The organism is Faecalibacterium sp. I2-3-92 (assembly GCF_023347315.1).
GTDB classification, from domain to species: Bacteria; Bacillota; Clostridia; order Oscillospirales; family Ruminococcaceae; genus Faecalibacterium; species Faecalibacterium duncaniae.
The window spans coordinates 1,568,971-1,584,040 of sequence record NZ_CP094470.1 but is presented as its reverse complement, the minus strand read 5'-3'; the positions used below and the strand labels follow the sequence as shown (position 1 = coordinate 1,584,040).

The 15,070-nt window shown below is 58.9% G+C and carries 12 protein-coding genes; 3 read left to right on the top strand and 9 right to left on the bottom strand.

The window, feature by feature from the left end; genetic code table 11:
* Positions 1-16: 16 nt before the first annotated feature.
* The 3 genes from MTP42_RS07720 to MTP42_RS07710 form a co-directional block, all read right to left on the bottom strand.
* The gene (locus tag MTP42_RS07720) at positions 17-1,336 is read right to left on the bottom strand and encodes a glutamine synthetase family protein (RefSeq protein WP_117534118.1); all 1,320 of its coding nucleotides are present in this window, start codon (positions 1,334-1,336) and stop codon (positions 17-19) included.
* A gap of 202 nt (positions 1,337-1,538) precedes the next feature.
* A complete protein-coding gene (locus tag MTP42_RS07715; protein ID WP_097771886.1) occupies positions 1,539-3,626 on the bottom strand; it encodes a glutamine synthetase III family protein in 2,088 nt (695 codons plus the stop codon).
* Positions 3,627-3,876: 250 nt separating this feature from the next.
* Positions 3,877-5,106: a class I SAM-dependent rRNA methyltransferase gene (locus MTP42_RS07710; protein WP_249257059.1), complete on the bottom strand. Its 1,230-nt coding sequence runs from the start codon at positions 5,104-5,106 to the stop codon at positions 3,877-3,879.
* A 261-nt stretch (positions 5,107-5,367) separates the two neighbouring features.
* Here MTP42_RS07710 and MTP42_RS07705 point away from each other — a divergent pair, with 261 nt between their 5' ends.
* The gene (locus MTP42_RS07705; RefSeq protein WP_207697549.1) at positions 5,368-5,871 is read left to right on the top strand and encodes a CYTH domain-containing protein; all 504 of its coding nucleotides are present in this window, start codon (positions 5,368-5,370) and stop codon (positions 5,869-5,871) included.
* An 89-nt stretch (positions 5,872-5,960) separates the two neighbouring features.
* Here the strand turns inward: MTP42_RS07705 and MTP42_RS07700 are convergent, their stop codons facing one another.
* The 4 genes from MTP42_RS07700 to MTP42_RS07685 form a co-directional block, all read right to left on the bottom strand.
* A complete protein-coding gene (locus MTP42_RS07700; RefSeq protein WP_005934483.1) occupies positions 5,961-7,451 on the bottom strand; it encodes a DUF1846 domain-containing protein in 1,491 nt (496 codons plus the stop codon).
* 203 nt (positions 7,452-7,654) lie between these two features.
* Positions 7,655-8,635, bottom strand: a complete 981-nt coding sequence (locus MTP42_RS07695; RefSeq protein WP_249257058.1) for a hypothetical protein — start codon at positions 8,633-8,635, stop codon at positions 7,655-7,657.
* Positions 8,636-9,127, bottom strand: coding sequence for an RNA polymerase sigma factor (locus MTP42_RS07690; RefSeq protein ID WP_249257057.1), 492 nt, complete (start codon positions 9,125-9,127; stop codon positions 8,636-8,638). It lies immediately after the preceding gene.
* A 157-nt stretch (positions 9,128-9,284) separates the two neighbouring features.
* Positions 9,285-10,001 carry a YoaK family protein gene (locus tag MTP42_RS07685; RefSeq protein ID WP_117476118.1) on the bottom strand — a complete coding sequence of 239 codons (717 nt, stop codon included), beginning with the start codon at positions 9,999-10,001 and terminating at the stop codon, positions 9,285-9,287.
* Between the two features lie 183 nt (positions 10,002-10,184).
* Here MTP42_RS07685 and MTP42_RS07680 point away from each other — a divergent pair, with 183 nt between their 5' ends.
* Positions 10,185-11,012 carry a TrmH family RNA methyltransferase gene (locus MTP42_RS07680; RefSeq protein ID WP_156075753.1) on the top strand — a complete coding sequence of 276 codons (828 nt, stop codon included), beginning with the start codon at positions 10,185-10,187 and terminating at the stop codon, positions 11,010-11,012.
* A gap of 86 nt (positions 11,013-11,098) precedes the next feature.
* Here the strand turns inward: MTP42_RS07680 and MTP42_RS07675 are convergent, their stop codons facing one another.
* Both MTP42_RS07675 and MTP42_RS07670 read right to left on the bottom strand, forming a co-directional pair.
* Complete coding sequence (locus MTP42_RS07675; protein ID WP_097771220.1) at positions 11,099-12,325, bottom strand: 6-phosphofructokinase; 1,227 nt, start codon at positions 12,323-12,325, stop codon at positions 11,099-11,101.
* Positions 12,326-12,420: 95 nt separating this feature from the next.
* On the bottom strand, positions 12,421-13,644 hold the full coding sequence (locus MTP42_RS07670; protein WP_005934476.1) for a 6-phosphofructokinase: 1,224 nt from the start codon (positions 13,642-13,644) through the stop codon (positions 12,421-12,423).
* Between the two features lie 374 nt (positions 13,645-14,018).
* Between MTP42_RS07670 and MTP42_RS07665 the strand changes: the two genes are divergently transcribed.
* Positions 14,019-15,047: a GDSL-type esterase/lipase family protein gene (locus tag MTP42_RS07665; RefSeq protein WP_242957887.1), complete on the top strand. Its 1,029-nt coding sequence runs from the start codon at positions 14,019-14,021 to the stop codon at positions 15,045-15,047.
* Positions 15,048-15,070: the final 23 nt, after the last annotated feature.

The following is a 15,070-nucleotide window of genomic DNA, read 5'->3' as shown; positions in this document are numbered from 1 at the left end:
TTCCCTCAAAAGCGGTTCAGATGGCGTTGAAGTAGTGCACCCGCTCGTACTCTGCCGGGTCGGCGGCAGCTTTCAGGGCGGCACAGCGCTTCAGTTCTTCTTCATAGTACCGATGCGAAAGCTCTTCCGGTAGCACGCGGTGCAGAAATTCGCTCTCCTGCGCGGCCTGCACGGCCTCCTCCAGCGTGGAAGGCAGTCTTTCCAGCCCAAGACCTGCGGCCTCGGTGGGATCGAACAGGTTCTTGTTGATGGGGGCCTGCAGCACCATCCGGTGCTCGATACCGTCCAGACCGGCGGCCAGCACCAGACCCACGGCCAGATAGGGGTTGCAGGCAGGGTCAGGGCTGCGCAGTTCCATGCGGCAGTTGTTGCCCTTGACCTGCGGGATGCGCACCAGCTGACTGCGGTTCTGGCGGCTCCAGCTCACATAGCGGGGGGCCTCGTCACAGCCAAAGCGCTGGTAGCTGTTGGGCAGGGGATTGGTGAACACGGTCAGCTCCCGGCTGTGGGCCAGAACACCCGCCATAAAGCTGCCTGCAATGCTGTCCGGGGCAATATCGCCCTCAAACAGATTGCGGCCGTCCATGCAGAGCGAAAGGTTGATGTGCAGGCCGCTGCCTGCCTGATCCGGCAGGGGCTTGGGCAGGAAGCTGGCGTGGATGCCGTTGCGCATGGCAACAGCCCGCACGATCTGCTTGAACATCATCACATGGTCGGCTGTTTTCAGGGGGCCGGCGTAGTGGCAGTCGATCTCATTCTGGCCGTGGCCGCTCTCGTGATGGCTGTGCTGGGGGCTCATACCCATCTGCTCCATGGTCAGGCAGATGTCCCGGCGCAGGTTCTCACCGGCATCCAGCGGGGCTACATCAAAGTAGCCGCCAAAGTCGATGGGGATGCGGGTGGGGCGGCCCCGGTCGTCATTCTCAAACAGGTAGAACTCGCACTCAGCTCCCACATTGCAGGTCAGCCCCAGTTTGCGGAAGCTGCGGCTCATCTGGCGCAGGAAGCCGCGGCAGTTGCCGCCAAAGGCAGCGCCGTCCGGCTTTTCCACGTCACAGAAGAACTGCATCACCCGGCCCTCGGTGGGCCGCCAGGGCAGGATGGTCACGGTGGAAAGATCGGGCCGGAGCACAAGATCGCTCTCCTCCACCTTCATAAAACCGGCAATGGAGCTGCCGTCAAAGCAGACACCATCCTCCATGGCCTTGGGCAGGTCGCTGGCAAGCACGGCGATGTTTTTCTGGGTGCCAAAGATATCGCAGAAGGCAAAGCGGACGAATTTGACGTTGTTGTCCTCCACAAAATCAAGGATGTCCTGTTGGGTATTATAGCTCATAGTGGTTCCCTCCGAGCCGCAGGGTGCGGCGAATGGCACAGCAGTGCAAAACTGGAAAAACCAGCTTGCGTTCTTAAAAAACGCCTAAAGGCCTGCTTCGTATGCGCAAAGCAGGTCTTTAGGCTGGTGTAAGAAATAGGAAAAGGGGAATGGCTTAAAAATCCAACAACCCAGCGATGCTTATCAAGCTATGTCAGAAAGATCAGACGTAGTAGAGCATCTTGCTGTAGCTGGGCAGAGGCCAGTAGTCCTCACCGCAGATGGTCTCGGCATCGTCAGCAGCGGCGCGCAGAGCATCCATCTTGGGCAGAACGTCATCGTGGAAGGAGACAGCCTTGGCACTCTCATCGGTCATGGCCTCAGCGGTATCCACGGCAGCCTGCAGGGCATCGATGGCATCGCTCATGGCATCGGCATCGGTGGACAGGCGGGTGAGGGTCTTGGTCTCGCTGCGCACGCTGATGGCCTCGCTGACGGCCAGCTTGGATGCGGCAGTATTTGCAACCTCGCTCATGTAGGCATTGATGGCGGGCAGCAGCTGCTTGCGGGCCATCTCCAGCATGGTCAGAGCCTCGATGTTGATGATCTTGGAGTAGTGCTCCATCTCGACCTCGTAACGGCTCTCCATCTCGATCTTGGTCAGGACACCGAAATCCTCCATCAGCTGGATGTTCTTCGGGTCGATCAGTGCGGGCAGAGCGGCGGGCGTGTTCTTCTTGTTGGGCAGGCCGCGGCGTGCTGCTTCCTCTTCCCACTCGGCGGTGTAGCCGTTGCCGTTGAAGATGACACGGCGGTGGTCACGGATGGTGCGCTTGATCAGAGCAATGGCAGCGCTGGTAAAGTCCTCAGCGCCCTCCAGCTCGTCGGCGTAGCCCTTCAGCTCCTTGGCAACAGCAGTGTTCAGGATGGTGTTGGCATCGCTGAGGTTCTCAGCAGAACCAGGCATACGGAACTCGAACTTGTTGCCGGTGAAGGCGAAGGGAGAGGTGCGGTTGCGGTCGGTGGTGTCCTTGCTGAACTTGGGCAGGACATCCACGCCCAGATCCATCTTCATCTTGACGGGACCGGCATAAGGAGAATCAGATGCAATGGCATCGATAACAGCTTCCAGCTCCTCGCCCACAAAGATCGAGATGATGGCCGGGGGAGCCTCGTTGGCACCCAGACGGTGATCATTGCCCGGGGTGGCAACGGAGGTGCGCAGCAGATCGGCGTACTCGTCCACTGCCTTGATGACAGCGGCCAGGAATACCAGGAACTGCAGGTTCTCCATGGGCGTATCGCCCGGGTCCAGCAGATTCTCGTGGGTGGTGGACATGGACCAGTTGTTGTGCTTGCCGCTGCCGTTCACACCCTCAAAGGGCTTCTCGTGCTGCAGGCAGACCAGGCCGTACTTGGGAGCGATCTTCTTCATCATCTCCATGGTCAGCAGGTTGTGGTCAATGGCAACATTGGTGGTGTCGAAGATGGGGGCCAGCTCATGCTGGCAGGGAGCCACTTCGTTGTGCTTGGTCTTGGCGGGAACGCCCAGCTTCCACAGCTCCTCGTCCAGCTCCTTCATAAATGCGGAGACCTCGGGACGGATGACACCGAAGTAATGCTCCTCCAGCTCCTGACCCTTGGCAGAGGGAGCGCCGAACAGGGTGCGGCCGGTGAGGATCAGATCCTGGCGTGCCTCGTAGTCCTCCTTCTTGACAAGGAAGTACTCCTGCTCGGGACCGACGGTGGTGGAGACGTAATCAACATCCTTGCCAAACAGCTTCAGGATGCGGATGGCCTGACCGGACAGTGCGTTCATGGAGCGCAGCAGGGGGGTCTTTTTGTCCAGTGCCTCGCCGGTGTAGCTGACAAAAGCGGTGGGGATGCACAGCACATCATCCTTCACGAAAGCGTAGCTGGTGGGGTCCCATGCGGTGTAGCCGCGGGCCTCGCAGGTGGCACGCAGGCCGCCGGAGGGGAAGGAAGAAGCATCGGGCTCGCCGCGCACCAGCTCCTTGCCGGAGAACTCCATGATGGCGGTGCCGTCGCCCACGGGGCTCACAAAGCCGTCGTGCTTCTCACTGGTGATGCCGGTCAGCGGCTGGAACCAGTGGGTATAGTGGGTGGCACCCAGCTCCATGGCCCAGCGCTTCATCACGCTGGCCACAACGTTTGCCACCTCGATATCCAGGGGTGCGCCCTTGTGCAGGGTGCGCTCCAGGCTCTTGTAAGTAGCGCTCGGCAGGCGCTCCTTCATTACATGCTCGTTAAAGACCTTGCTGCCGTAGATTTCCATAACATTTGCTGCCATAAATCCTACTCCTTACTTGATCTTATGTCTGTCCCTTCCGAAACTGTCTCCCGCCGCCGAACTGCGGCCCGGAAACAGCGAAAAGCTTTTTAACAAAAATGGCGCTGCGAGTCAGGAGGTGACCCACAGCGCCGTTGCTGTCTATGGTTTGATTATATCCCGGAACGGCTCAAAAGGCAATTGACAAAACTGACGATTCTGCACAAACACGTTCTCGTTTTTTTGGGAGATATCGTATTTGGTATTACTTTTAGATCACCTGGAACAGGAAGAACTTCAGGTAATTGGTCTCGGGCACGCCCCACAGGATGGGGTGATCCGGTGCCTGCTGCTTCACCTCGATCTGCCGCAGCTGCCGGTGGGCATCCTTTGCGGCGGCGTGCAGCATCTTGATGAACAGCTCCTCCGTGGCAAAGTGAGAGCAGCTGGCCGTGGCCAGATAGCCGCCCCGGGGCAGCAGCTTCATGGCGCGGTAGTTGATCTCCTTATAGCCACGCATGGCGTTCTCCACCGTGCGGCGGGCCTTGGTAAAGGCCGGCGGATCAAGGATGATAAAGTCGTAGGGATGGCCCTCTTTTTCCAGCCGGGGCAGCAGTTCAAAGGTGTCCTCGCAGAGAAAATCCATGTTGGTCAGGTTATTGCGCTGGGCGTTCCGCTGGGCCATGGCAATGGCCTCGGCGCTGATGTCAGCGGCCGTGACCCGGGCAGCCCCGCCCTTGGCGGCGTTCAGCGCAAAGCTGCCGGTGTGGGTAAAGCAGTCCAGCACGGTGTGCCCGGCAGCAATGCGGGCCACAGCCCGGCGGTTGTATTTCTGGTCGAGGAAAAAGCCGGTCTTCTGGCCGTTCTCAAAATCGACGTGGTAGAACACGCCGTTCTCGCAGATCTCGGTCTGGGTGCTGTCCGGGTGCGTCTCGCCGGGCAGGTCAAACCAGCCCTTGTTCTGTGCCAGGCCCTCCTTGGCCCGCAGGGCCTCGTCGTTGCGCTCGTAGATGCCCTCAATGGTCTGGCCGTCAGCGCGCAGGACTTTTGCCAGCAGGGGGAAGAGGATGGGCTTGAGCTTTTCCATGCCCACGCTCAGGGTCTGGGTGACAAGGATATTGTTGAACCGATCCACAGTCAGGCCCGGGAACTGGTCAGCCTCGCCAAAGATGACACGGCAGGCGGTCAGGTCGGCGGGCTCCAGCACAGTCTTACGGTAGGCCCAGGCGTATTCGACACGGCGCTTCCAGAAAGCGGCATCGAAGGTGTCGTTGGCGTTGCGGGAGATGAGCCGCACCCGGATCTTGCTTTTCAGTGAGAGAAAACCGGTGCCAAGATAGGCACCCTTTGTGCTGACCACATCGACCAGCGTGCCGTTTTCAGGCTCTGCTTCCGGGGAACTCTGGATGTCGTTTTCGTACACCCAGGGGTGGCCGCCCACCAGCAGGCCCTCGGCGTGTTTGTTGACGGTGTAAACGGGGTAATTGCGAGAAGATTTCATAGTTGCTCCTGTTATAACTGGCTCACCCTCTCAGTCTCGCTCCGCTCGCCAGCTCTCCCAAAGGGAGAGCCTTTGGCGATTTTCGATTCAGTCTCATCAAGCTTGAATACAGAGCGGCTCTTGGCTCCCCCTTTGGGGGAGCTGGCAATGCCGTCAGGCATTGACTGAGAGGGTGAGGATGCTAAAATTTCATACTGATATTTATTCTAACATAAAAACGTGCTAGAATAAATACAAAAACACAGAAACGAGGAAAACACCATGGAGATCGAACGCAAATGGATGGTGAACGGCTGGCCGGAGGGCGGAAATCTCCCGGCTCTGCCGCTCAAGGAAGAGTTTGCCATGCGGCAGGGATATATCAGCGTGCGGCCCACCGTGCGCATCCGGGAGGAGGCGCTCAAGGGCGGCGAGACGGCCTATATCCTCTGCTTCAAGTCCGGAAGCGGGCTTGCACGGGAGGAGATCGAGCGCCCCATCGACAAGAAACTGTTTGATGAACTGGAAACAAAGATCATCGGCAAGCCCCTGATCGGGAAGATCCGCAGAAGCTACGCCCTGCCCGATGGCCTTGTGCTGGAGGTGAACCATGTGGATGAGGGTCAGCCCACCGCGTTCTGGTACGCTGAGGTGGAATACCCCACCGTGGATGCCGCCCGCAGCTGGAAGCCGGAAGCCTTTGGTCTTGCAGACTATCTGAACGATGATGTCACCGACCAGCCCGGCCAGAGCATGGGAGCCTACTGGGAACAGACCCGGAAATAAAAATGACCCTCTCCGTCGCGCAGATGCGGCCGCCTAGCCCTTGGGGAAAGACGGCAGTGCAAAGCAATGACAGAGAGGGTCATTATTTTTTACTTCTTGTGGTACATCCGGTCTGCTTCCTCATAGGCGGGCTCGCAGGTCAGATACATGCCCAGCTTCTTCACGGTGTCCATATCCACGCTGGACAGGATGACGGTGGAGTGCATATCGCAGCCCTTCAGGTGGGAGAGCTGCTTGAGGGCGGCTGCAGCAGTGGGATTCTGCGCGGCCGAGCTGGACAGGGCAATCAGGATCTCGTCGGTGTGCAGGCGGGGGTTCTTGCTGCCCAGATAGTTGGTCTTGAGGGTCTGGATGGGCTCGATGGCGGCGGCAGAAACGAGGTCAAGCTCCTGGTCGATACCGGCCAGCTTTTTCAGCGCGTTGAGCAGAGCGGAGGAAGCGGCACCCAGCAGGGGGCCGGTCTTGCCGGTGACAACGGTGCCGTCCGGCAGCTCAATGGCAGCGGCGGGGGCACCGCCGGTCTTTTCAGAGACTGCATGGGCGGCCTGCTCCACCGGGCGGCTGCCCTGGGTCAGTCCGGCCTGATTCATCAGCAGCTCCAGCTTGTAGACCTCGCTCTGGATCTGTGCGCCGTTCTTGAGGTCGCACAGGGCCTTGAAGTAGCGGCGGACGATCTCGTTGCGGGAAGCTTCGCAGCAGGCCGCATCATCCACGATGCAGTTGCCTGCCATATTCACGCCCATGTCGGTGGGGGAGTGGTAGGGACTCTTGCCTGCGATCAGCTCAAACATGGCGTTGACCACGGGGAAGATCTCAATGTCGCGGTTGTAGTTGACCGCGGTCTTGCCATAGGCCTCCAGATGGAACGGGTCGATCATGTTCACATCGTTCAGGTCGGCGGTGGCGGCCTCGTAAGCCAGGTTGACCGGGTGCTTCAGGGGGATGTTCCAGATGGGGAAGGTCTCAAACTTGGCATAACCGGCCTTCACGCCCCGCTTGTATTCGTGGTACAGCTGGGACAGGCAGGTGGCCATCTTGCCGCTGCCGGGGCCGGGAGCCGTGATAACCACCAGCGGGCGCTGGGTCTCGATGTACTCGTTGCGGCCATAGCCCTCGTCGCTCACGATGCGGGCAACGTCGTTGGGGTAGCCGGGGATCTTATAGTGCCGGAAGGTGCGGATGCCCAGGCTGTTCAGCCGCTTCTCAAAAGCTTCTACCTCGGGGGCAGCGGTGTACATGGTCACGCATACGCTGCCCACAAACAGGCCGCGCTCCTGGAATGCATCGATGAGACGCAGAACGTCCAGATCATAGGTGATGCCATAGTCACCGCGCACCTTGCTGCTGACGATGTCCTCAGCGTTGATGACGATAACGACCTCGGCCTGATCCTTCAGCTGCAGCAGCATCTGCAGCTTGGAATCGGGCTGGAAGCCGGGCAGCACGCGGGAGGCGTGGTAGTCATCGAACAGCTTGCCGCCGAATTCCAGATACAGCTTGTTGTCGAACTGCGCGATCCGCTCCCGGATGTGCTCCGACTGCATCTGCAGGTATTTGTCGTTGTCAAATCCTTTTTTCATTCGTTGCTCCTCTTCCTGATTTCGGTTCCCATATCCAGCCCGGGCAGCGGGTTCCACGGCGGAAGTGTGCCCGGGGAATTACACAATACAAAAACAGTATATCATATCAGAGGAGCGGGTGCAATAAAAAATCAACAAAAGTCCCGCTCCTTCCGGCAGAGAGCTTTTGCCGGAAAGAGCGGGGCAGGGAGGAACAGTGCGGATTACAGGGTCAGCTGGATGCCGCTGAGGGTCACGGTATCCGGATCAGGCTCCTCATCCTTTGCTTTGGCGCGGGTCAGCTTGGGCAGAGCGTCCTCGTGGACTACTTTGCCGCATTCCAGCTCAGGGATGGCAAAGAAGGCCGCTTCCAGAGCATCAGGCAGCTCTACTTCACCGGTAACATGCAGGAATTCGATCTGAGCCAGCAGATCTGCGCTCTCTGCGGGGATGACAGCATCGCCCAGCACATAGAGACGGGTGCCATACCGGCGCAGGGAAGAGGCAGTCAGCTCCAAGTCGTCCTCCACCACGGCGGTGCCGTCCGGCACGATGATCAGCTCGGTGGAATCCGGGAAGAGCGGGGCCAGAACGGGCGCAAGGCTTGCGCACAGGATGGCCTTTGGAGCGGAAAAGCTGCAGCCCTTTGCGGCCAGTGCGGCAGTGTCGAGCCTGGGGTCAACCGCCAGGAAGCGATGTTCATTCCAGTACAGGCGGCTTTGTGCCCGCAGCAGGAAGGTGTTGTCTAGCTTGATGGAGCTTCCCGGCAGGAGCACTGCATCATCGGGGTAGACCGCCAGCTTTCCGTTCAGGATGCAGCGGGCGGATACCACTGCCGAGAGGCACTGCGGGCAGTAGATCATACCGTTGACCAGAATGCAGGCGTACTTCTGTAAAACCTCCGCAGCATCCGGTGTGATCATCAGCTTGCCGTTGACCACCAGTACCTGCCCGGCGGCGGTCTGGCTGGCAGAGCTCAGCGTGACCTTGCCATTGACCACACCCACCGAGACCTCCTCCGGGACATTTTTGCAGAGCATCGAATCCAGAGAAATGTTGTGCTGGCTCAGGAGCGTCTGCACCCGGGGCGAGGTCAGCGCGATCATGCAGTCCAGCTTGATCTGCTCATAGCGGTCAAGAAAATCCTCCTGCACATTGCGCAGGTCCAGGATCATAGCGTCCACATTCAGGTTCTTTTTCATCATTTAATCCTCCGTAAGTTCAGTTTTGAGGCGATGGCGTATTTGAGCAAGGCGGCTGCGGACCGTGCCGGGCGGGAGACTGAGCAGCTGACCGATCTCACTGGCATTGTAGCCCGCTGTATAGCGCAGGGTGAACAGCCGCCGCTCTTCCGGGGTGAGCAGAGCCAGCAGACTGGCGGCTTCCACCGTGTCCAGTGCGGAATCCGGTTCAGCACGGTCCTCTTCCGGGAAAAAGGCGCTGAGCAGCTGCTCCTCCTTTGCCGCCCGGCGGAGCTGGTCGCAGTAGAGATTCCGCGCTGTGGTAAACAGCCAGGCCTTGCACTGCCGCTCTGTAAAGCTGTTGATAAGGGTCCGGTTCTGCAGTGCCCGCAGAAAGACTTCCTGGGTCAGATCCTCCGCCCGGGCTTCGTCCCGGCAGAGATTGAAACAGAAGTGTTCCAGCCTGTCCCAGAAGGTCTCGTACAGCAGCTCCCACATGGGGCTTCCTCCTTTCATTGCGTCGTTCTGCCTGTAAGACGAAGGAAACCGGGGAAGTGTTGGATAGATCCGGAAAAAAATAAACCCTCAGTCTCGCTGGCGCTCGCCAGCTCCCCTACCAGGGGAGCCTTTGGCATGGCGGTAAACAGCGTGAAACTGAGGGAAACTCCTTGATTTAATGTTTTGCTTCCAGTGCTTCGAGATCTTCTTTGATCTCTTCCACATCTTCTTTCAGGAACATCAGGCAGAAGCTGACGGCCAGCAGCAGGCAGGAGAACCAGATGGCCTTTGCGCCGCAGAGGTCCAGCGTCAGGCTGCCCAGGCCCGCGCCCAGCGCAAACAGGAGGATGATGCCCCAGTAATAAAGGGATTTTTTCAGGGCGGCAGGATTGCGGTTGAGCACCCAGCTGCAGAGGGAGTCCATGCCGCTGCGCATGTTGCCGATGCACATGGTGCTGGCAAAGGCATAACCGTTCACCTTGCGGAAGGTCTGCACCTGCATCGCACAGGCAAACGAGACCAGCGCATTGGCCATAAGATTCCACTCCTGCGGGAAAAAGCCCACCACGAACAGCATCACGATCTCACATAGCACCACCAGCTGCCGCCAGTGGAGCCGCTGCAGATTCTGCAGCTTCTGGTGCATCAGCTCTGCCGCGAACACGCCCAGCGCAAAGAAGCACAGGGGCACAAGATAATGCAGCACACGCCCCCACTCCCCGGCAAAGGCATGGACAGCCATCAGCACGATGTTGCCGGTCTGGGCGTTGGCAAACACCTTGCCCCGGAACAGATAGGTGTATACGTCCTGCAGGCCGCCGGACAGTGAAAGGAACATTGCCGTGCAGAACGCTTCCGACATCTGGCCGCGGCGCTTTTTCTTGGAATTCATGCAAATTCCCCCTCTGATTTTTTACCCCTATACTATAACGCGGGTTGACGGATTTGTCAAAAACAAAAGGTGATTTTTAGCGGTTTTGACTATGTAAAACGAATATGCCTACCATGTTTTTTGCAATTGCATCCGGGTTGTGCTACAATAAGACCATTCATACAGAAAAAGGAGAATCCCCCCATGCCCAATATCATCGAGATCACGGATTTTCACGCGCCGGAGCTGGACCCCTACGCCCGCTTGACGCAGAACCAGTTGCGCAGTCGGCTGGAACCCGAAAAAGGCATCTTCATTGCCGAGAGCCCCAAGGTGATCTCCCGGGCACTGGATGCAGGCTTTGTGCCGGTCTCCCTGCTGATGGAGCGCAGGCAGATCACCGGCCCTGCGGCGGAGATCCTGACCCGCTGCGGGGATGCACCCATTTATACTGCTGACCGGGAGCTGTTGGCTGCACTGACAGGCTACGAGCTGACCCGGGGTGTGCTCTGCGCCTTTCAACGTCCGAAGCCCCGCACCGTGGAGGAGCTTTGCCGGAATGCCCGGCGGGTGGCCGTGCTGGAGGGCATTGTGGATTCCACCAACGTGGGTGCCATCTTCCGCAGCGCGGCAGCGCTGAACATGGACGCTGTTCTTATCAACCCCTCCTGCTGTGACCCGCTCTGCCGCCGGGCCGTGCGCGTGAGTATGGGCACGGTGTTTCAGGTACCCTGGGCGCAGATCGGCGAAACGCCCGCCGATTGGCCCGAAAAGGGGCTTGCTCAGCTGAATGCCCTGGGCTTCAAGACGGCTGCCATGGCCTTGAGTGACCGTTCGGTCAGCATCGATGACGAAGCCCTTGCCCGGGAGCCGAAGCTTGCCATTGTGCTGGGCACGGAGGGAGACGGCCTTTCCCATACCACCATCGCATCCTGCGATTATACGGTCAAGATCCCCATGTCCCACGGGGTCGATTCCCTGAATGTTGCCGCCGCCAGTGCCGTGGCGTTCTGGCAGCTGGGCAAACAGTAATTCATAAGCCACACAGCAAAAAACTCCCGCCCGGAGCGCATCCGGGCGGGAGTTTTGCTATGCCTTAGAAGGATTCAAAGGAGAAATTACTTTTTCATGTAGATATGGTGGGGCAGACCTGCAATGTACAGCGGAGTCAGCTCAGCCTGGATCAGCGGGCGGGCATACTCGAGGAATTCCTCGGTCATCTGGGTGTGATTCTCGTTCATCCAGCTCAGGGGAACCTTCTTCTCGAGGTTTGCAACTTCACTGATGGGGTGCAGCTCGGTGATGTACTGATAGGGGCTGTTGGAGATGCGCTTCAGGGCGACCATCTGACCGGTGACACCCTCAAAGGCAGCCTTGGCAGCAGCGCCGCCCACCTGGTAAGCCTCGGTGATATCGGTGCGGCTGGTCAGGTGACCGGCGCAGCGCTGCAGGGTAGACAGCTCGATGCAGCGGGTCTTGGTGTCCAGATTACGTGCGACCACATTCGCCAGATAGCGGGCGGTGCCGGTCAGTGCCTTGTGGCCGAAAGCGTCCACTGCGTGCACATCGTCGGCCAGCTCACAGACGTAACGGCCGTCCTCGAGCTTGACACCCTCGGAAACAGCGATCACGATGCTAGGCTTCTTCTCCTGCATGGCGCGGACCTTCTCAATGAAGTGCTCCACGTTGAAGGGGACTTCGGGCAGGCAGATCATATCCACGCCCTCGCAGTCATCGCTCTTGGCCAGAGAGGCAGCAGCGGTCAGCCAGCCGGCGTTGCGGCCCATGATCTCGACCACGGTGACATAATTGGTGCCGTAAACGGTGGCATCGCGGATGATCTCCTTCATCACCACACCGATGTACTTTGCCGCAGAGCCGTAGCCGGGGGTGTGGTCGGTCACCATCAGGTCGTTATCGATGGTCTTGGGAACGCCCATGAAGCGGATGTCGCTCTGGATGCGGTTGCCGTATTCAGCCAGCTTGCCGATGGTATCCATGGAGTCGTTGCCGCCAATGTAGAAGAAGTACCCAATGTTCAGCTTTTCCAGGATGGCGAACAGCTTCTTGTAAACGGTCTCGTCATCGTGCCAATCGGGCAGCTTATAGCGGCAGCTGCCCAGGAAGCTGGACGGGGTGCGCTTGAGCAGCTCGATATCCAGGTCATCGGTCAGCACGGTGGAAAGATCCACCACACGCTCCTCCAGCAGACCGGCAACGCCGTTGCACATGCCGTAAACGATCTCAGCGCCGCGGCTCTTGCAGCTCTCGAATACGCCTGCCAGACTTGCATTGATGACGGAGGTAGGGCCGCCAGACTGACCAACGATTGCATTTTTACCCATGATGATTTCTCCTTTTCTTCTGTTTCGGCTTTTATATTATCGTGCAGGAGCACGAAAACAGACCACGAGGGGGGGAGGAAGCGCGCAAATGAAACTTACAGGCAGATATGGCGCGGGGTACCGTTGACATAGACCGGTGTCACTTCGTCCAGGATGAGCGGACGGGCATACTCCTCAAATGCCGCCGTCACCTGCATTCCGTCCGGGGTGATCCAGTCCAGCGGCACCTTTTTCTCCAGGTTTGCCACCTGCTGGACATCCACCGACTCGGTGATGCACTGGTAGGGGTAATCGGAAATGCGCTTGAGCGAGATCATCCGCCCGGTCTCACCCGCAAAGGCAGCGGAAGCGGCAGCGCCGCCCACGGCATAGGCCTCGTTCACATCGGTGCGGCTGGCCAGATGGCTGGCGCAGCGCTGCAGGGTCGAAAACTCAATGGCACGGCTCTTGCAGTTCAGATTGTCGTGGATGAGGTCAGAAAGATACCGGCTGGTGCCGCTGAGGATGGCTTTGTGGCCAAAGGCATCCAGCTGCCCAGCGGTGGAGACCAGATCGCACAGATAGGTGCCGTCGGCTGTCTTAACGCCCTCGCTGGCTGCAATGATGACATTGGGTTTGACCCGCTGCAGCTCGTCCACCCGGGTCAGGAACCTGTCCGGGTCAAAGGGAACTTCGGGCAGCAGAATGAGGTCGGGGCCTTCGCAGTCATCGCCGCCGGCCAGACAGGCCGCACCGGCCAGCCAGCCTGCGTGGCGGCCCATGATCTCGGCCACCGTCACGCTGCGGATGTTGTAAACGGAGGAGTCACGGATGACCTCCTTCAGGATGGTGGCAATGTACTTGGCGGCAGAGCCGTAGCCGGGGGTGTGGTCGGTCAGGCAGAGGTCGTTGTCGATGGTCTTGGGCACACCGATGAACCGGACGCTGCTGCCCACCTGGGCACCGTAACGGGAGAGTTTTGCAATGGTGTCCATCGAGTCATTGCCGCCGATGTAGAACAGCGCACAGATATCGTACTTGTCAAACAGGGTGAACAGCTTGATGAACGGGGTAGAGTCCACGTCCGGGTCCGGCAGCTTGTAGCGGCAGCTGCCCAGATAGCTGGACGGGGTGCGCTTGAGCAGCTCGATGCTCATGCGGTCATCCAGCAGAACATTCAGTTCCAGCATCTCTTCCTTTAAAAGGCCCTCGATGCCGTACTTCATTCCGTAGACTTTATCGGCTCCCAGACTGCAGGCAGCTTTGTATACGCCTGCCAGGCTGGAATTGATAACGGCGGTAGGGCCGCCGCTCTGGCCGATGATGACATTTTTTGACATACGTCCTCCTTATCCAAAAGAACAACATTTCACGTCCTGCAAAGCGCGGCCAGTCCTCCTGTGTCCTCCCAGAGCCCTGCACTGCCCGGGGAAGGAGATTGCGGATGCGCGCCGCAAGTCGTACAAAAAGAATGCAGGATGTGCATCTGATTCAATGAAAACTGTGCAATTCCTGCAACAATACTATTGTAAACTATTTCTCTGTTGTATGCAAGACCTGATTGGTTGCACGGGCAAAAAAATTATGATACAATATTTGGCGTATCCTACAAAAACATAGGGTCGGTCGGAGTGCAGAGTGCAAACTTTGCAATTTTTCGGGGATACTGACCGTAATGATAGAGAAAAGAAAACAGGGAAAGGCGGGAAAGAGAATGGGGATCTCACACGAATATCATTCCACCCATGGCCGGAGACGGCGCAGCAAGGCAGGCACCGGCCTGCGGCTGGCGGGGGTCATTGCAGCGATCCTGCTGCTGTCGCTGGCCGTCACGGCCATTCTGGAAAATGGCGAAAAGCAGAGCGAGGCTGTCCAGCAAAGCCCAGCGGCGGGCACAGCGGCCAATATCCTGGCTCCGCTGCCCATGCAGGGAGATACGGGAGCCTCTGCGGCAGACAGCACCGGCGGTACGGCAGGGGAAGGCAGTGGAGCCGACGATGCGGCGGCTGTCACGCTGGAACAGTTCGGCCCCGCCCGGCAGGCAGCGGGGGCCTACCAGGTCAAGGCGTATGACAGCAGCGTGATCCGTCAGCCCAGCTGTGGGCAGGTGGATCTGAGTTACTTTTCGGATGCGGCCCTGCTGGGCGACAGCCTGACCGTGGGCTTTTCCGATTACAGCATCAACCTGGGCGGGGCGCTCATCTGCGGCTATACCGGTGTGGGCCCCGATGCCATCGTGAACCGCAGCGCGGTCAAGAGCAGCGTGCGCGGCTCAGAGGTGGCAATGGATGTGCTGACAGCGGCCCAGCCGAAAAAGCTCTATATCCTGCTGGGCACCAACACGCTGACCACGCTGGGGGCAGCAGACCGCTTTCTGGCCTACTATGGTCAGATGTTGGATCAGCTCAGGCAGGCCCTGCCCGGCTGTGTCATCTATGTCCAGTCCATCCCGCCGGTGCGGCCCCAGGCCGCTGCGGAAAAGCCCGGTCTTGCGTCCGATGTCCTGCGCTCTGTGAACGAGCAGCTGGCAAAGCTGGCTGCAGACAAGGGCTGTGTCTACCTTGACCTGTGGGAGACCTTTGCCGATGAGAACGGGAATCTGAAGGAGATGCTGGCGGCTCCGGATGGAGTCCACTTCTCGGCCGGAAACGGCTATGGTGCCTGGGTCACCTACCTGCGCAACCACGCAAAGTATTCGGCTTCCAACTCCTGGACTATGGGCAGCGCATACAGCGCTGAATAAAGAGCGAAACGCAAAAACGGCAT